Annotated in this window: 16 protein-coding genes and 1 pseudogene; 8 read left to right on the top strand and 9 right to left on the bottom strand. The window is 62.6% G+C overall.

Annotated features, from left to right (window positions below; genetic code table 11):
- Nucleotides 1–25 precede the first annotated feature (25 nt).
- Complete coding sequence (locus B0G74_RS16920) at nucleotides 26–928, bottom strand: NAD kinase (protein WP_132375999.1); 903 nt, start codon at nucleotides 926–928, stop codon at nucleotides 26–28.
- 329 nt (nucleotides 929–1,257) lie between these two features.
- Between B0G74_RS16920 and hrcA the strand changes: the two genes are divergently transcribed.
- The 3 genes from hrcA to B0G74_RS16905 all read left to right on the top strand — a co-directional run bounded on the left by hrcA (nucleotide 1,258) and on the right by B0G74_RS16905 (nucleotide 3,938).
- Nucleotides 1,258–2,277, top strand: a complete 1,020-nt coding sequence (hrcA, locus tag B0G74_RS16915) for a heat-inducible transcriptional repressor HrcA (protein WP_106284494.1) — start codon at nucleotides 1,258–1,260, stop codon at nucleotides 2,275–2,277.
- A 174-nt stretch (nucleotides 2,278–2,451) separates the two neighbouring features.
- Nucleotides 2,452–3,522 (top strand): ferrochelatase, encoded by a 1,071-nt coding sequence (gene hemH, locus B0G74_RS16910; RefSeq protein ID WP_132375998.1) that lies wholly within the window; start codon nucleotides 2,452–2,454, stop codon nucleotides 3,520–3,522.
- Nucleotides 3,523–3,530: 8 nt separating this feature from the next.
- On the top strand, nucleotides 3,531–3,938 hold the full coding sequence (locus B0G74_RS16905) for an RNA-binding S4 domain-containing protein (protein WP_132375997.1): 408 nt from the start codon (nucleotides 3,531–3,533) through the stop codon (nucleotides 3,936–3,938).
- Here the strand turns inward: B0G74_RS16905 and B0G74_RS45800 are convergent.
- Together B0G74_RS45800 and B0G74_RS16900 are read right to left on the bottom strand one after the other, a co-directional pair.
- Nucleotides 3,910–4,071, bottom strand: a complete 162-nt coding sequence (locus B0G74_RS45800) for a hypothetical protein (RefSeq protein ID WP_012431795.1) — start codon at nucleotides 4,069–4,071, stop codon at nucleotides 3,910–3,912. The two genes, B0G74_RS16905 and B0G74_RS45800, sit on opposite strands and share 29 nt — an antisense overlap.
- 76 nt (nucleotides 4,072–4,147) lie before the next feature.
- Entirely contained in the window at nucleotides 4,148–4,462 is a 315-nt protein-coding gene (locus B0G74_RS16900; RefSeq protein ID WP_132375996.1) for a hypothetical protein, read from the bottom strand.
- On the opposite strand from B0G74_RS16900, the gene grpE reads away from it, so the two are divergent.
- The 5 genes and pseudogenes from grpE to pabB all read left to right on the top strand — a co-directional run bounded on the left by grpE (nucleotide 4,461) and on the right by pabB (nucleotide 10,889).
- Nucleotides 4,461–5,045 carry a nucleotide exchange factor GrpE gene (gene grpE, locus B0G74_RS16895; protein WP_132375995.1) on the top strand — a complete coding sequence of 195 codons (585 nt, stop codon included), beginning with the start codon at nucleotides 4,461–4,463 and terminating at the stop codon, nucleotides 5,043–5,045. The genes B0G74_RS16900 and grpE overlap by 2 nt on opposite strands.
- A gap of 92 nt (nucleotides 5,046–5,137) precedes the next feature.
- Nucleotides 5,138–5,374, top strand: a pseudogene (locus B0G74_RS46675) (thioredoxin); the annotation flags it as partial.
- A 200-nt stretch (nucleotides 5,375–5,574) separates the two neighbouring features.
- Complete coding sequence (gene dnaK / locus B0G74_RS16885; RefSeq protein WP_132375994.1) at nucleotides 5,575–7,527, top strand: molecular chaperone DnaK; 1,953 nt, start codon at nucleotides 5,575–5,577, stop codon at nucleotides 7,525–7,527.
- Nucleotides 7,528–7,807: 280 nt separating this feature from the next.
- Nucleotides 7,808–8,947, top strand: coding sequence for a molecular chaperone DnaJ (gene dnaJ, locus B0G74_RS16880; RefSeq protein ID WP_132375993.1), 1,140 nt, complete (start codon nucleotides 7,808–7,810; stop codon nucleotides 8,945–8,947).
- 25 nt (nucleotides 8,948–8,972) lie between these two features.
- Nucleotides 8,973–10,889 carry an aminodeoxychorismate synthase component I gene (gene pabB / locus B0G74_RS16875; protein ID WP_132375992.1) on the top strand — a complete coding sequence of 639 codons (1,917 nt, stop codon included), beginning with the start codon at nucleotides 8,973–8,975 and terminating at the stop codon, nucleotides 10,887–10,889.
- A 338-nt stretch (nucleotides 10,890–11,227) separates the two neighbouring features.
- Here the strand turns inward: pabB and panB are convergent, their stop codons facing one another.
- The 6 genes from panB to hda are packed head-to-tail and all read right to left on the bottom strand — an operon-like array spanning nucleotide 11,228 to nucleotide 16,382.
- Entirely contained in the window at nucleotides 11,228–12,043 is an 816-nt protein-coding gene (gene panB, locus B0G74_RS16870) for a 3-methyl-2-oxobutanoate hydroxymethyltransferase (RefSeq protein WP_132375991.1), read from the bottom strand.
- Nucleotides 12,044–12,081: 38 nt separating this feature from the next.
- Complete coding sequence (locus B0G74_RS16865; RefSeq protein WP_132375990.1) at nucleotides 12,082–12,762, bottom strand: deoxynucleoside kinase; 681 nt, start codon at nucleotides 12,760–12,762, stop codon at nucleotides 12,082–12,084.
- Nucleotides 12,759–13,304 carry a 2-amino-4-hydroxy-6-hydroxymethyldihydropteridine diphosphokinase gene (gene folK / locus B0G74_RS16860; protein ID WP_132375989.1) on the bottom strand — a complete coding sequence of 182 codons (546 nt, stop codon included), beginning with the start codon at nucleotides 13,302–13,304 and terminating at the stop codon, nucleotides 12,759–12,761. Before folK ends, B0G74_RS16865 begins: the two co-directional genes overlap by 4 nt.
- Before the next feature lie 48 nt (nucleotides 13,305–13,352).
- A complete protein-coding gene (gene pcnB, locus B0G74_RS16855; RefSeq protein WP_132375988.1) occupies nucleotides 13,353–14,936 on the bottom strand; it encodes a polynucleotide adenylyltransferase PcnB in 1,584 nt (527 codons plus the stop codon).
- Entirely contained in the window at nucleotides 14,933–15,619 is a 687-nt protein-coding gene (locus tag B0G74_RS16850; protein WP_132375987.1) for an HAD family hydrolase, read from the bottom strand. The genes pcnB and B0G74_RS16850 overlap by 4 nt, the downstream gene beginning before the upstream one ends.
- Nucleotides 15,612–16,382, bottom strand: coding sequence for a DnaA regulatory inactivator Hda (gene hda, locus B0G74_RS16845; RefSeq protein ID WP_132375986.1), 771 nt, complete (start codon nucleotides 16,380–16,382; stop codon nucleotides 15,612–15,614). The genes B0G74_RS16850 and hda overlap by 8 nt, the downstream gene beginning before the upstream one ends.
- Between the last annotated feature and the right edge of the window lie 42 nt (nucleotides 16,383–16,424).

The following is a 16,424-nucleotide window of genomic DNA, read 5'->3' as shown; positions in this document are numbered from 1 at the left end:
GTTCGCGTTCCGGTGTCCTTGCCGCTCAGGGCTTGGAGTCTTCTTCGTGCGACGGGTATTCGTTCCAGTGCAGCTTCTTGCGCAGCGTGGCGAAGTAGCTGTAGCCGACGGGATGCAGCATCGGCACCGTATGACGCGAGCGGCGCACTTCGATCGTGTCGCTCAGTTCGAGCGAGGTGAACGACTGCATGTCGAAATTGACGTTCACCTCACGCCCCGAGACGATCTGGATGCTCACCTTGGAGTCGTCCGGCAGCACGATCGGCCGGTTCGAGAGCGCGTGCGGCGCGATCGGCACCAGCACGATGCCCTGCAATTGCGGATGCAGAATCGGCCCTTGCGACGACAGCGCGTAAGCGGTCGAGCCGGTGGGCGTGGCCACGATCAGGCCGTCCGAGCGCTGGTTGTACATGAAGCGGCCGTCCACCGAGACATGCAGTTCCGCCATGCCCGAGAAGCCGCTGCGGTTGACCACCACGTCGTTGAAGGCCAGCGCGTGATAGATCGGATTGCCGCCGCGCATGATGCGCGCTTCGAGCAGCACACGTTCTTCGCGCTCGAAGTTGCCCGAGAGCATTTGCGGCACGATCTCGCGCATGTCGGAGATCGGAATGTCGGTAATGAAGCCGAGCCGCCCGTGGTTGATGCCGATCAGCGGCGTGCGGTACGGCGCAAGCTGGCGGCCGATGCCGAGCATGGTGCCGTCGCCGCCTAGCACCACCGCAACGTCGGCGCGCGCGCCGATCTCGGCGGGACGCAGCGCCGGATAGTCGGTGACGCCGATCTCGGCGGCGGTGTCGGCTTCGAACACGACCTCGAAGCCGCGCTTCGCGATGCACGAGGCGAGCGTGGTCAAGGGCTCGGCGATGCCCGGCGTATTGTTGCGCCCGACGAGCGCGACGGTCTTGAACTGGCTGGTCACTTGCATGCCGGCATTACACCATAGGTAGGGCCTGAAAAGAACCGCAGACAGACCCGGTAGCCGGCCGGCACGCGCGGGCCGTCAGCGCATCTCGCGATTATCGTTAGAATGGTGAAGCCTTGATGACATGTGCGCCGGTTAAAGTGCGGCGGGTGCCGGCAGCGGGGCCGCCCAGAAGGTGGCCCGCAAGGTGGTCCGCAAAGCGTCGGGCGGAACGCCGGCTAGCAGGCCGGACCGAAGGCAATGCGCTGCGCTGGCAACAGGCGGCGCGTTCGTCAGGGATGGGCGCCCCTAGCGCTCGCGGTTGTCGTGCCATTGAGCTAAAATTTTCCGTCATGCTAGATCCTCGCGCACAAACCCTCCTCAAAACGCTGATCGAGCGCTACATCGCCGAAGGTCAGCCGGTCGGCTCGCGCACATTGTCGCGCTATTCGGGCCTCGAACTGAGTCCCGCAACGATCCGCAACGTGATGTCCGACCTCGAGGACCTGGGGCTCGTGATCAGTCCGCATACTTCGGCGGGCCGCATTCCTACGCCTCGCGGCTACCGCCTGTTTGTGGACACCATGCTGACGGTGGAGTCCGCCGCGGACGAAGAGGCCGTGACGCGTACCGTCAAGACTACGCTGCAGGCGGGCGAACCGCAGAAAATCGTTGCGGCGGCGGCCAGCGTGCTCTCCAATTTGTCGCAGTTCGCCGGCGTGGTGCTCACGCCGCGGCGCAGCCATGTGTTCAAGCAGATCGAGTTCATGCGTTTGTCCGACAAGCGCATTCTGCTGATCATCGTCACGCCGGAAGGGGACGTGCAGAACCGCATCATGGCGACCCAGCGCGATTTCTCGCCGTCGCAACTGGTCGAGGCTTCCAACTACATCAACGCGCACTTCGCGGGCCTTTCGTTCGACGACGTGCGCCGCCGCCTGCGCGAAGAAATCGACGAACTGCGCGGTGACATGACTACGCTGATGCACGCCGCCGTCACCGCCAGCACGGACGAATCCGACACGGGCGAGACCGTGCTGATTTCCGGCGAGCGCAACCTGCTCGAAGTAGCCGACCTTTCGTCGGACATGGCGCGCTTGCGCAAGCTGTTCGATGTGTTCGACCAAAAGACCAGTCTCCTTCAATTGCTCGACGTGTCGAGTCACGCGGCGGGTGTGCAGATTTTCATCGGCGGTGAGTCGAATCTCGTACCGATCGAGGAAATGAGCGTGGTCACCGCGCCGTACGAGGTGAACGGCAAGATCGTCGGCACGCTCGGCGTGATCGGGCCGACCCGCATGGCCTACAACCGCGTGATTCCGATTGTGGACATCACCGCACGCCTGCTTTCCCTGACTCTCAGCCAGCAATAAATAGCTTCGACTCCTGGCCGCGGCGGCACCTGCTGCAAATAATGCGTGACCGCGCGCGGCTTGCCAATTGGCCGAATGGCCAGGGGTGTCCGGCGGACCGGTGCATGAACCGCGCCGCTATAATGAATCCCACCTGAACCGACTCTCCGCCAAAACCGGTTACTTCTGCTGCCTATGCGCTTCGACCTCGAGCGGCCCTCACAGAACGCCACGTCACACCGTGTCGCCGTGCTGCTGATCAATCTCGGCACGCCCGACGCGCCGACGCCGCGTGCGGTCCGCCGCTATCTCGCGCAGTTTCTGTCCGATCCGCGCGTGGTCGAAATTCCGGCGCTGCTCTGGCAGATCATTCTGCGGCTGCTGATTTTGCCGGTCCGGGGCCGCGCGTCCGCCAAGAAGTACGCCGCGGTGTGGATGCCCGAAGGCTCGCCACTGCGCGTTCACACAGAGAAGCAGGTGGAGGGCTTGCGCCATCTGTTGCAATTGAACGACTACACTGTGCTGGTCGATTACGCGATGCGCTACGGCACGCCGGGCATTCCGGCCATGCTGAACCAGCTCAAGCTGGCGGGCGCCGAGCGCGTGCTGCTGATGCCCATGTATCCGCAGTATTCGTCGTCGACCACCGCCACCGCTTTCGACGACGCCTTTTCGGCGCTCAAGCGTATGCGCAATCAGCCGGAGATCCGCACGGTGCGGCAGTACGCCGACCATCCGGCGTACATTGCGGCGCTTGCCGCGCAGGTGCATCACTATTGGCATCAGCACGGCCGGCCGGACTTTGCCGCGGGCGACAAGCTGGTACTGAGTTTCCACGGCGTGCCCAAGCGCACGCTGGATCTCGGCGACCCATACCACGAGCAATGCCAGCAAACCGGCGCACTGTTGATGCAGGCGCTCGAACTGACACAGGTGGAATGCCGCATCACGTTCCAGTCGCGGTTTGGCAAGGCCGAATGGCTGCAGCCGTACACGGCGCCCACGCTGAAGGAACTGGGTGCGGCGGGTGTGCGTCGCGCCGACGTGTTCTGTCCGGGCTTTACAGCCGATTGCCTTGAAACGATCGAGGAAATCGGCATGGAAGTGCGCGACGAATTCCTCCACGCGGGCGGCAAGGATTTCCATCGGATTCCCTGCTTGAACGCCTCGCAGGCATGGATTGCCGCGCTGGGCGAGATCGTCGCGCAGAACCTCCAGGGATGGCCGGTGCAGGCGTTGCCGGTGCCGCATACGACAGGAGCTTGAACAGGCTCATGAATTACACGATTTCAACTGAAGCGGGCGCGAAGCTGCGCATCGACAAATGGCTTTGGGCGGCGCGCTTCTTCAAGACGCGTTCGCTCGCGGCCGACGCCGTCGAAAAAGGCCACGTGCGGATTGGCGGCGCCAGCGTTAAGCCGGCCAAAGACGTGCGGGTCGGCGACCTGGTGGAGATCGAGATCGAACGGATTGTGTGGCAGGTGGAAGTGCTGGGCGTGTGCGACGTGCGCGGCCCGGCGAGCGTCGCGCAAACGCTTTATGCGGAAACCGAAGCGAGCAAGGTGAAGCGGCAGGTCGAACAGGAGCGGCGCAAGACGTATCGCGAGCCGGCGGCCGCGTTGCACGGCCGGCCGACCAAACGCGACAGGCGCACTATCGACAAACTTTCAGGTGGGGGTTGAACAGTTGTTCCATGGTCGCATGCACACCGCCGTATTCGGTAGTGTGGTCGTTGACAGCCCCGGACATGCAGATGGTCGTGGTGCCCGCAATCAGAACCAATGCGACCACCGAGATTGCAAAGGTCAGTTTCACGGTACTCCCCTCGGGAAGGTTCAGGATAAAGACGGGCGAATCGGGTGGAAATTGCAATATGTCGGAAAGGTTGACGTCAGATTAGGGTTAACGCGTCTTTTCCGATGCTTAAGTGGAGCATAGGCCACTTGTCGATAGCACTCAATCTCAATCTGATTGCGCAGCAATAATCGTTGTAACCGGGCATTTCCGCCGCGCGTTCGTGGTGCGAAAAGATCCGGGAGAACCGCTTGAAATGGTTGTTCCCGGCCTCATCTGCCGTTTTGATTTGCGGTGACTCGCGCAGTTGTCTGTCGCGATTTTGCAACGCACAAACCGCGCCAGGTTTGATGCGTTGCCTGCCACCGTTGGCTTTTACCTCGCTTTCACATTTAACGACTTTCAGCGACATGGAAAACACGCAAGAGAACCCGACGAGCCAGAATCCCACGCCCGCCGACGAAACCGCGCGCCAGGCCGCCGAGGCCGCGGCACCTCAGCAGGAAGCGGCTGCCAACGCCGCGACCGACTCGCCGGTCAACGCCGAGCAAGCGGCCTTGGCCGAAGCTGAAGCGAAGATCGCCGAGTTGCAGGAAAGCTTCCTGCGGGCCAAGGCTGAGACCGAAAACGTCCGCCGCCGCGCTCAGGAAGACGTCGCCAAGGCACACAAGTTTGCAATCGAGAGCTTCGCCGAGCATCTGCTGCCGGTAATCGACAGCCTCGAGGCAGCCGTCGCCCACTCATCCGACGATCTGCAGAAGGTGCGCGAAGGCGTCGAACTCACGCTGCGCCAGCTCACCGGCGCGTTGGAGAAGGGCCGCGTCGTCGCCCTGAATCCGATTGGCGAGAAGTTCGACCCGCACCGCCATCAGGCCATTTCCATGGTGCCGGCCGAGCAGGAGCCGAACACCGTGGTGGCCGTGCTGCAAAAGGGCTTCGTGATCGCCGATCGCGTGCTGCGTCCAGCACTCGTGACCGTCGCGGCACCGAAGTAAGCGCCGGAAGGCTCGGTAAGCCGTTTCGGCCGGCAGCAGGCAGCGCCGCGGCCAGTGTTCTCGTCGGCGCCTCGGTGCTTCGCGTCTTCGCGATGCGCGAGCTCGGCGCCGAGTCATTCGGAGCAGACGATGAATTGGCGTGGTGTTTGCCAGAATCTCGACCGCTTCAACTGTGAGATCTTCAGGAAAGCCGTGCCCGTGAGCCGGGCGCGATTCACGCGCTCGGTCTCGAATGGTTTCACAGCAACGTTGGCGAGCATAGCGAACTGGGCCGGCGCTTCATGCTGCACGGCGTGGCCACGTGGTTTCACTTCCACGTCGGCAGGCAGGCGGCTCGGTTAATGGAACAAATTTGGGCAAAAGTTCGCCCGATTGAAAAAAATTAAAGACCGCATCGCAAAAGAGGTCTTGAAAACGATGCGGACGCACTTATGTTGAGTGCAGGTAGGAATTGAGAGCGGATCGCCTTACCGCCAGCTGGGCAAACAAGGCGCTTCCCGCAGCGATCAAAGTTAGGAGATTAGTAAAAATGGGCAAAATCATCGGCATCGACCTCGGCACGACCAACTCGTGCGTGGCGATCATGGAAGGCAATTCGGTCAAGGTGATCGAGAACTCGGAAGGTGCGCGCACCACGCCGTCGATCATCGCTTACATGGAAGACGGCGAGATCCTCGTCGGCGCGCCTGCGAAGCGTCAGTCGGTCACCAACCCGAAGAACACGCTGTACGCAGTCAAGCGCCTGATCGGCCGCCGCTTCGAAGAAAAAGAAGTGCAGAAAGACATCGGCCTGATGCCGTACAAGATCATGAAAGCCGATAACGGCGACGCATGGGTCGAAGTGCGCGATCAGAAGCTCGCTCCGCCGCAAATCTCCGCGGAAGTGCTGCGCAAGATGAAGAAGACCGCTGAAGACTATCTCGGCGAGCCGGTCACGGAAGCTGTGATCACGGTTCCCGCGTACTTCAACGACAGCCAGCGCCAGGCAACCAAAGATGCAGGCCGCATCGCCGGTCTGGAAGTGAAGCGGATTATCAACGAGCCGACGGCAGCCGCTCTGGCGTTCGGTCTGGACAAGGCCGAAAAGGGCGACCGCAAGATCGCGGTGTATGACCTGGGCGGCGGTACGTTCGACGTGTCGATCATCGAAATCGCGGACGTCGACGGTGAAATGCAGTTTGAAGTGCTCTCCACGAACGGCGATACGTTCCTGGGCGGTGAAGACTTCGACCAGCGCATCATCGATTACATCATTGCCGAGTTCAAGAAAGAACAGGGCGTGGATCTGTCGAAAGATGTGCTCGCGCTGCAACGCCTGAAGGAATCGGCTGAAAAGGCGAAGATCGAACTGTCGTCGAGCCAGCAAACCGAAATCAACCTGCCGTACATCACGGCCGACGCGTCGGGTCCGAAGCACTTGAACCTGAAAATTACGCGTGCGAAGCTGGAAGCGCTGGTTGAAGAGCTGATCGAACGCACCATCGAACCGTGCCGCGTGGCGATCAAGGACGCAGGCGTGAAGGTCGGCGAAATCGACGACGTGATTCTCGTCGGCGGTATGACCCGCATGCCGAAGGTGCAGGAAAAGGTCAAGGAGTTCTTCGGCAAGGATCCGCGCCGTGACGTGAACCCGGACGAAGCCGTCGCCGTGGGCGCCGCGATTCAAGGCCAGGTTCTGTCGGGCGACCGCAAGGACGTTCTGCTGCTCGACGTGACCCCGCTGTCGCTCGGCATCGAAACGCTCGGCGGCGTGATGACGAAGATGATCAACAAGAACACCACGATCCCGACCAAGCACGCCCAGGTCTATTCGACGGCCGACGACAATCAGGGCGCCGTGACGATCAAGGTGTTCCAGGGCGAACGCGAAATGGCAGCGGGCAACAAGCTGCTGGGCGAGTTCAATCTGGAAGGCATTCCGCCGGCACCGCGCGGCACGCCGCAGATCGAGGTGAGCTTCGACATCGACGCGAACGGCATTCTGCACGTCGGCGCGAAAGACAAGGCGACCGGCAAGGAAAACCGCATCACGATCAAGGCAAACTCGGGTCTGTCCGAAGCCGAAATCGAGAAGATGGTGAAGGACGCCGAAGCGAACGCGGAAGAAGATCACAAGCTGCGTGAACTGGCCGATGCGCGCAACCAGGGCGACGCGCTGGTCCACAGCACGAAGAAGGCGCTCACCGAATACGGCGACAAGCTGGAAGCTTCTGAGAAGGAAAAGATCGAAGCCGCGCTGAAGGACCTCGAAGAAACGCTGAAGAGCGGTTCGAGCGACAAGGCCGCGATCGAAGCCAAGATCGAAGTGGTGGCCACCGCCTCGCAGAAGATGGGCGAGAAGATGTACGCCGACATGCAGGCTGCGCAAGGTGCCGAAGCAGCGGCAGCGGGCGCGGCAAGCCCGGGTGCAACGGCCGGTGGCGCGAGCCACCAGCAGGACGACGTGGTCGACGCCGAGTTCAAGGAAGTCAAGAAAGACTAAAGCCAGGTCGCCTTTCGACCGTAAAGCCGCACACAGCCTTGTGTGCGGCCCGGCTGCACCGGAGACTGCGCCAGCTTTGTCGAACAGCAGGACAGCAGAAACGTGCAAGAGCGGTTATCACGCCTGGCGAGCCTTTTAGGCTCTCCGGGCACATTTGTTTTATGGAGGGCGTTGTTTTGAGCCGCATTCAGGCGGCATGAAACGACGGCCGGACGAGTCGTGAGACTCCAGCATTCAAGAGGAGCCACCGTGCGCATTGCGCGAGTGGCGTTGAACCGATATGGCGAAACGGGATTACTACGAGGTTCTGGGCGTCGCAAAGAACGCGAGCGACGACGAAATCAAGAAGGCTTATCGCAAGCTGGCGATGAAGCACCACCCCGACCGCAATCCGGGCAACAAGGATGCGGAAGAGCATTTCAAAGAGGTGAAGGAAGCCTATGAAATGCTCTCGGACTCGCAAAAGCGTGCCGCGTACGATCAGTACGGCCACGCGGGCGTCGATCCGAACATGGGCGGTGCCGGGGCGCAAGGCTTCGGCGGGTTTGCCGACGCATTCGGCGATATCTTCGGCGACATCTTCGGCCAGGCGGCCGGTGGTGCCGCACGCGGCGGCGGCCGCGCCGGCCCGCAGGTGTATCGCGGCGCCGATCTGCGCTACAGCATGGAAATCACGCTGGAACAGGCCGCACACGGCTATGACACGCAGATTCGCGTGCCGAGCTGGGTCTCGTGCGAAGTCTGTCACGGTTCGGGCGCCAAGCCCGGCACCAAGCCGGAAACCTGCCCGACCTGTAGCGGTTCGGGTTCGGTGCGTATGTCGCAAGGCTTTTTCAGCATTCAGCAAACCTGCCCGAAGTGCCACGGCACCGGCACCTACATTCCTGAACCGTGCGGCCACTGCCACGGCGCGGGCAAGGTGAAGGAAACCAAGACGCTGGAAGTGAAGATCCCGGCAGGTATCGACGACGGCATGCGTATCCGTTCCGCCGGCAATGGCGAGCCGGGTATCAACGGCGGCCCGTCGGGCGATCTGTACGTCGAGATTCACATCAAGCAGCACTCGGTTTTCGAGCGCGACGGCGACGATCTGCATTGCCAGATGCCGATTCCGTTCACCACCGCAGCGCTCGGCGGCGAAATCGAAGTGCCGACCCTCGCGGGCCGCGCCAGCTTCACCGTGCCGGAAGGCACGCAGTCGGGCAAGACGTTCCGTCTGCGTGGCAAGGGCATCAAGGGGCTGCGTTCGAGCATTGCCGGCGATCTGTACGTGCACGTGCAAGTCGAAACGCCGGTCAAGCTCACCGAGCCGCAACGCGATCTGCTCAAGCAGTTCGAGAAGGCATTGGTCGAGGGTGGCTCGCGGCATAGTCCGCAAAGCAAGAGCTGGTTCGATCGGGTGAAGAGTTTCTTCGATTAATGGCAGTTTGAAGTTGGCGGTAGGTATGACGGCAGATGAGCGCGACGCGGTGTTCGCGTTGCTCGACGATTGCGACGCGACGGCGGCGCGCCGTTCGAGTCGTCTGTACACGGGTTTTGTGCATGAACGGGTGTGTGCGGATGCCGCGCAGCTCGAAGCCGTGTGCGAGACCGTGGTCGCTGAGACGCAGCGAGGTTTGCATGCTGTCGTGCTCGCCGACTATGAGTTCGGCCGGAATCTACTCGACGGAGAAGTACACCAGTCTCTGAAAACGCAGCGTGGCGATGCCACGCTGCGTTTTTTATTGTTCGAACATTGCGAGAAGCTTGCTCGCGAAGAGGTCGACACATGGCTCATGGCGCGCGACGAAGGCACGGCCGAGCCATCAGTGGCGGGTACGGCCAACGTGCGCGCGAGCGTCGACACGGCGCAATTCAATGCGTCGATCGATGCCATTCACTCGGCCCTGCGCGCGGGGGATTCGTATCAGGTCAACTACACGTATCGGCTCGGTTTCGACGTATTCGGCTCGCCGACCGCGCTGTATCGGCGGTTGAGGGCGCGTCAGCCGGTGCCGTATGGCGCGCTGATCGCGTTGCCGGGCGGACAGTGGGTGCTGTCCTGCTCACCGGAGCTCTTCATCGAGAAGCAGGGCGCGATGTTGCGTGCGCGGCCGATGAAAGGCACGGCGCCGCGCTCGGACGACCCGGCGGCGGACCGGCGCGCTGCCGAATTCCTCGGCAACGATCCGAAAAACCGCGCCGAAAACGTGATGATCGTCGACCTGTTGCGCAATGATCTGTCGCGGGTCGCGCAAACAGGCTCGGTCAAAGTGCCGGCGTTGTTTTCGGTCGAGCCGTATGCGTCGGTGTGGCAGATGACCTCGACGGTGCATGCGACGTTGCGGCCCGGCACGTCGTTCGCCGGAATATTGCGCGCGTTGTTTCCTTGCGGCTCGATCACCGGCGCGCCGAAGCATCGCACGATGCAGTTGATCGATGAACTCGAGAGCACGCCACGCGGGCTCTATACCGGCGCGATTGGTTGGCTGGATGCGCCTTCATCGGCTGCTGATCCCACAGACACAACCACGCTCGAAGCAAACCAGACCGCCTGTGGCGACTTCTGCTTATCCGTCGCGATCCGCACGCTGACGTTGAGCCGGTCGACACAAACTGGCCAACTAGAAGGCAAGATGGGCGTCGGCGCGGGCATCGTGCTCGACAGCATCGCCACAGACGAATATGCGGAGTGCCAATTGAAGGCCAGCTTTCTGACCGGCGCCGAGCCGGGTTTCGAGCTATTCGAAACGATGTATGCGACACGCGAAGAGGGCGTGCGGCATCTATCACGCCATCTCGCACGGCTCTCGTCGAGCGCCGCGACGCTCGGCTTCAAACTTGACGACGCAAACGCCATTAGCGCAGAGATCGCGGCGAAGTGTGCGTCGCTGCCTGCGCACACGCCGCATCGCATGCGGCTTGCGTTGAGCAAAAACGGCACGATACAGATCACTGCCGCGGTATTGACGCCGCTAGCCGAATCGACAGTCGGCGTGCTGCTTGGACCCGATCACGCTTTCCCGGCAACCGACGCCGCCGACCCGCTGCTACGCCACAAAACGACGCGCCGCGCCGAATACGATCGCGGCTGGCGCGAAGCCGAAGCGAAGGGCGCATTCGATACGTTGTTCTTCAACGCGCAAGGCGAGTTGACCGAAGGCGGCCGTTCGAATGTGTTGGTGAAGTTGGGTGGGCGCTGGTGGACACCGCCGCTTGTGTCGGGCGTACTACCCGGCGTGATGCGCGGCGTTCTACTCGAGGACGTGTCGGATTTGCAGGTGGCCGAACGTGTGCTGAGCCGGACGGATTTGCAAAACGCCGAAGCGCTAATGGTGTGCAATGCGCTGCGAGGCGCGGTACCGGCGCGGATTGTGGACTGAGAGAGGCGAGAGAGCAAGCCGCTGACCGCAGTAGGCAACGCGGTGCAGGCCGGCCGCTGGAGCTTCAGCCGTGAAGAACATGCCGTAGCCGAGCCATCCAGCCGGTCAGGCGCGCATGCCAGGCGGATTCCCGCACGTCATGAGGTACGGTGGCGTGGTCGCGGATTCCCGCTACATCGATCAGGCAAAATGGGCTCATGGTGGTCTCTCCCCGGCTCGCGGCCAAGCCGCATTAACAGGAAGACGAAGACAGACAACCAGCTTTGCATACGATATCGGATCGGTCTCAAAACGGGCGCGAAGACGCCCGTTCCGCCGCATTCTCTATCGCTTGAAACTCAGAACGTGTGCTCCGGCCCAGGAAACGAACCGTCCTTCACCGCAGACACGTACGCTTCCACGGCCGCCAGAATACTCGGCTGCCCTTGCATGAAATCCTTCACAAAGCGCGGCCGTTTGCCGGGGAAAATGCCCAGCATGTCGTGCAGCACCAGCACCTGACCCGAACAATCCACGCCCGCGCCGATGCCGATCGTCGGAATGCGCAACTGTTTCGTCACGTCGCTTGCGAGCAGCGTCGGAATCGCTTCCATCACGATCAACTGCGCGCCGGCCTGCTGGACGGCGAGCGAGTCGCGCATCAACTGCGTCGCGCCCGCCTCGGTTTTGCCTTGCACCTTGAAGCCGCCGAACGCATGCACGGATTGCGGCGTCAGACCGACGTGCGCGCATACGGGAATCGAACGTTCCACCAGGAAGCGCACCGTGTCCGCGAGCCATTCGCCGCCTTCGAGCTTCACCATCTGCGCGCCGGCGCGCATCAACTCCACCGAGCTTCTGAAGGCGTCTTCCGGCGTGCCGTAGGTGCCGAACGGCAAGTCGGCCACGATTAGCGCCGCGGGCCGCGCACGCGCCACGCTAGCCGTGTGATACGCGATGTCGGCGAGCGCCACGGGCAGGGTGGTCGTCTGGCCTTGCAGCACGTTGCCGAGCGAGTCGCCGATCAACAGCACGTCGACGCCCGCGCGATCCAGCAGCGCGGCAAAGCTCGCGTCGTAGCAGGTGAGCATGGCGATTTTTTCGCCGGCATCGCGCATTGCCTGCAGTTTCGGCACGGTGATGGCGTTCCGGCTCGCTTCCTGCAAATAGGTCATGGGTCAATCCGTTGAGAAAAGAGAGGTGGCGGCGCCGCTTACAGCGACGTGCCTTTGACAAAGAACTCCTTGCGGCCGCGCATGGTTTCGATGCGTTCGGCGAGCAGCGCAAGGTCCGCGTCCGAGTCGAGCGGATTGAGGTGTTCGGCGTTGACCGTCAGCACGGGCGTGCGGTCGTAGTGATAGAAAAACTCGTTGTACGCGTCGCACAGCGCGTGCAAATACGCGTCGGAAATCTGCAGTTCCATTGGCACCGCGCGCTTCTGGATGCGCGCGAACAGCACCTCGGGACTCGCCTGCAGATAGACCACGAAGTCGGGCGCCGGCGCGTTGACGTCGATCCGCGCGGCAAGCGCGCGATACAACTGCCACTCGTCTTCCTGTAGCGTCAGACGCGCGAAGATGTCGTTCTTCTGCGTCATGAAATCGGCGATCAGCGGCGTGCCCGACAAGTGCGCCGTGCTCACGTCCTGCGCCTGCTGCGCGCGCTGCAAGGCAAAGTGCAGTTGCGTGGGCAACGCGTAACGCGCGGTGTCGCGATAAAAGCGTTCGAGGAAAGGATTGTCCTGCGGCCGTTCGAACAGTTCGTGCATCGACCAGCGCTGCGCGAGGCGGCGTGCGAGCGACGTCTTGCCGACGCCGATCGGCCCTTCGATCGCGAGATAGCCGAACGGAGGCCGCAGTTGCGGCGCCGTGACGGTGAGCGGCGTTGAATTCATTCGCAGCGGCCTTTGGGTGGCGTGCTCTCGGCGGCCAATGCATTGAGCATAGGACACTGGCAAGGCCCCTTCACCTTCTCGATGCGCTGATCGCTCACGCCGCTGAGCAGCGCTTCGGCGCGGCCATGTTGCGGGATGACCAGCGTGGGGTCGATCTCGATGAGCGGCACCAGCGCGAAAGCGCGTTCGATCAAACGTGGATGCGGCACGATCAGATCGGCTTCGTCGATCGATTGATCGCCGAACAGCAGAATGTCCAGATCGAGCGTGCGCGGGGCATTGCGAAACGGCCGCTCGCGGCCGAACTGATGCTCGATCTTGTGGCACAGCGCAAGCAGATGCCGCACGGGGAGCGTCGTATCGATCTTCACGACGCAGTTGAAATAATCGTCACCGCCCGCGTCGATCGGGGCAGTGCGATACAGGCTCGACTTGGCGAGCACGGTGATGGTGTGCTGTTGTGCGAGGCACACCACCGCGTCTTTCAGGGTCTGGCGCGCGTCCCCGAGATTCGCGCCGAGGCCGAGATAAGCAACCGTCATGGCATAACTTCCTGCAACTTTCGTTCGACGGCAACAGCGAACGCTAGGTCAGTCTTCGTGCGGGCCGTCATGGCTCGCGTCGTCGGCTGTGCGTTCGGCTGGCGTACCGCCCTCCAATCCGTCACCCGGCTTGCGGTTTCTGGCGCCACTGCTGCGCCGCCGTCGTTTTCTGGGGCTTCGGTCCTTCCCGCCTTGCGTGAGCAATGCCTCACGTGCGGCGATGTCTCCTTCAATGAACTCCGTCCACCACGCACCGACCGACTCATCGAGTTCGCCCGATTCGCAGCGCAACAGGAGGAAATCATACCCCGCTCTAAATCTTTGGTGTTCCAGCAGCTTCAGCGCACTTCTTCCGGAGCGTTTTTCGAGGCGCAACTGCAGGCCCCAGATCTCGCGCATATCCGACGAGAAGCGCTTGTGGATCGCGAGTTTCTCCGTTTGCATGTCGAGGACGTCGTCCATCGCGCGATGCAGTGCGGGTACCGGATATTCGCCGTTCGCTTCAAATTTTTGCCAGCGCTGCTGCACGTCGTGCCACAACAACGTGGCGAACAGGAAGCCCGGCGACACCGGCTTGCCGGCGCGCACGCGGGCATCTGTGTTGTTCAGGGCCAACGTGATGAACTTCTCGCCGATAGGTTGCTCGAGCACCACGTCGAGCAAGGGCAGCAGGCCATGATGCAGGCCTTCCTGGCGCAGGCGTTTCAAACACGCGAGCGCATGGCCCGACAGCATCAGCTTGAGCATCTCGTCGAAGAGACGCGCGGCGGGCACGTTGTTGATCAGATCGGCCATGTTGGCGATCGGCTCACGCGTGCTGTCCTCGATCTCGAAGTCGAGCTTCGCCGCGAAACGCACCACGCGCAGCATGCGCACCGGATCTTCGCGATACCGCGTGGCCGGATCGCCGATCATGCGCAACAGACGCGCGCGCATGTCGGCCATGCCGTTGTGATAGTCCAGCACGGTTTGCGTGGCCGGATCGTAGTACATCGCGTTGATCGTGAAGTCGCGGCGCGTGGCGTCTTCGTGCTGCTCGCCCCACACGTTGTCGCGCAACACGCGGCCGCTTGCATCCACCGCGTGCGTGCGGCGGTCGAGCTCGTCGCGTTTCAGGCGACGGGCCGGAGGCGCGTCTGCCGCGGGCGGATCGACCAGTGCGCGAAACGTCGAGGTCTCGATGATTTCCTGGCCGAACTGCACATGCACGATCTGAAACCGGCGGCCGATGATGCGCGCGCGGCGGAACAGCTTCTGCACTTGTTCGGGCGTGGCGTCGGTGGCGACGTCGAAGTCTTTCGGCTTGATGCCGAGCAGCAGATCGCGCACCGCGCCGCCGACGATGAACGCGCGGTGCCCCGCCTGTTGCAGACCTTCGGTGACGCGAATCGCGTTCCTCGAGATCAGCGCCTGGTCGATGCCGTGCACGTCGTGAGGAATGATGACCGGCACGTCCGGGTCACGCACGGTCTTGACGGGTGCGCGGGCGGGTTTGCGGCGCGCCTTGCTGGCACTTGACGATGCGCGCGCCGGTGCGTTGCCGGTTTCGTCTGCTTCGGCTTCGGCGGGCAGGCTGTCGTCAGCGGGCGCCGAGTCCTGGCCGAATAGCTTGCGGATAAGTTTTTTGATCACGAGGGTTGAAAGAGTTCGAGGATGCGCCAGCCTTTGGCCTGCGCATGGGCGCGCAATGTGTCGTCCGGATTGGTCGCGATCGGGTCCGTGACTTTTTCGAGCAGCGGAATGTCGTTGTGCGAATCGCTATAGAAATAGCTGCGCTCGAAGTCGCTCCACGTCTTGCCGAGCGAGGCGAGCCATGCTTCGGTGCGCACGATCTTGCCTTCCTTGTAGCTCGGCGTGCCGGTGGGGCGGCCGGTGTACGGCGAATGCGGCTCGCCGTCGACGGTTTCCGCTTCGCAGGCGATCAGCGTGTCGACGCCGAATGCCTGAGCGATCGGGCGGGTGATGAATTCGTTGGTGGCGGTGACCACGCAACACAGGTCGCCCGCTTCGCGGTGCTGCTTCACCAGTTCGAGAGCGACGGGGAAAATCGCCGGCTTGATGACTTCGTGCATGTACTGCGCGTGGAAGTCGGCCAGCTGCGCGCGCGTGTACTTCGAAAGCGGCGTGAGCATGGCGATCAGATAGGCGTGAATGTCGAGCCTGCCGGCTTTGTAGTCGGCGAAAAAGCGGTCGTTTTCACGGGCGAAATTTTCGGCGTCGACCATGCCGTGTTTCACCATGAAGCGGCCCCATTCGTGGTCGCTGTCGGTGGGGATGAGCGTGTGGTCGAGGTCGAAGAGTGCGAGGTTAGCCATGGGGGCCTATTTTACTTGAAGCGGCGGATGACGCGGATGAGGCCGCTGAGGTCGGCACAGCGCGCCGCTCTTCGGCGTCCGGCGAAGCCAGCATGGTACGCAACAGCGGCAGCGTGACCGCGCGTTTCTGTTCGAGCGAGAAGCGGTCGAGCGCGTCGAGCAGCGCCATCAGACTCGGCATGTCGCGGCGAAAATGCGTGAGCAGGTAGGCCGGCACGTCGTCGGCGAGCATGATGCCGCGCTCGCGCGCCGCGTGTTTCAGCACTGCGGCCTTGCCTTCGTCCGGCAGCGGCGCGAGATGGAACACGAGTCCCCAGCCGAGGCGCGTGCGCAGATCCTCGCGCACCGTCATGCCGATGGGCGGCGCGTTGCCCGCGGCGACCAGCGCGCTGGTGGGATGCGCGCGCACTTCGTTGAACAGGTTGAAGACGGCGATCTGCTGCGCGGCCGACAGGCCGTCGCAATCGTCGATTGCATAGAGCGCGACGCGCGGGTCGAAGCTGAAGGCGGCGAGACTGCTCTGCGGGCCGGCGAAACGCGCGTGCCCCGGCGACGCTTCGTGCACGAGCGCCTGCAACAGGTGCGTGCGGCCGCTGCCGGACTCACCCCAGATGTAGAACGTGCGATCGGCGACCGGCCCGGCGGCGAGCGCGTTCTCGAGCTCGCGCAAGCGCGTGACCAGCTCCGCGTTGGCACCGGCGAAGAAATTGTCGAATGTCGATGGCGGCGGGGTGCCGAGATCGAGCGTCAGTTGACGAAGCACAGTAGGTGAATGCCGAAAATGAGGCTTGGGCCGCAAATGGCC

Source organism: Paraburkholderia sp. BL9I2N2, from assembly GCF_004339745.1.
In the GTDB taxonomy this organism is placed as follows: Bacteria; Pseudomonadota; Gammaproteobacteria; order Burkholderiales; family Burkholderiaceae; genus Paraburkholderia.
The sequence above is the reverse complement of the archived record's forward strand: the minus strand, read 5'-3'. Positions and strand labels throughout refer to the sequence as shown.

Excerpts from the sequence above, each read along its gene's own strand:
- B0G74_RS16920 (WP_132375999.1), bottom strand. The coding sequence starts at position 928 with ATGCAAGTGACCAGCCAGTTCAAGACCGTCGCGCTCGTCGGGCGCAAC.
- hrcA (WP_106284494.1), top strand. The coding sequence starts at position 1,258 with ATGCTAGATCCTCGCGCACAAACCCTCCTCAAAACGCTGATCGAGCGC.
- hemH (WP_132375998.1), top strand. The coding sequence starts at position 2,452 with ATGCGCTTCGACCTCGAGCGGCCCTCACAGAACGCCACGTCACACCGT.
- B0G74_RS16905 (WP_132375997.1), top strand. The coding sequence starts at position 3,531 with ATGAATTACACGATTTCAACTGAAGCGGGCGCGAAGCTGCGCATCGAC.
- grpE (WP_132375995.1), top strand. The coding sequence starts at position 4,461 with ATGGAAAACACGCAAGAGAACCCGACGAGCCAGAATCCCACGCCCGCC.
- B0G74_RS16900 (WP_132375996.1), bottom strand. The coding sequence starts at position 4,462 with ATGTCGCTGAAAGTCGTTAAATGTGAAAGCGAGGTAAAAGCCAACGGT.
- dnaK (WP_132375994.1), top strand. The coding sequence starts at position 5,575 with ATGGGCAAAATCATCGGCATCGACCTCGGCACGACCAACTCGTGCGTG.
- dnaJ (WP_132375993.1), top strand. The coding sequence starts at position 7,808 with ATGGCGAAACGGGATTACTACGAGGTTCTGGGCGTCGCAAAGAACGCG.
- pabB (WP_132375992.1), top strand. The coding sequence starts at position 8,973 with ATGACGGCAGATGAGCGCGACGCGGTGTTCGCGTTGCTCGACGATTGC.
- panB (WP_132375991.1), bottom strand. The coding sequence starts at position 12,043 with ATGACCTATTTGCAGGAAGCGAGCCGGAACGCCATCACCGTGCCGAAA.
- B0G74_RS16865 (WP_132375990.1), bottom strand. The coding sequence starts at position 12,762 with ATGAATTCAACGCCGCTCACCGTCACGGCGCCGCAACTGCGGCCTCCG.
- folK (WP_132375989.1), bottom strand. The coding sequence starts at position 13,304 with ATGACGGTTGCTTATCTCGGCCTCGGCGCGAATCTCGGGGACGCGCGC.
- B0G74_RS16850 (WP_132375987.1), bottom strand. The coding sequence starts at position 15,619 with ATGGCTAACCTCGCACTCTTCGACCTCGACCACACGCTCATCCCCACC.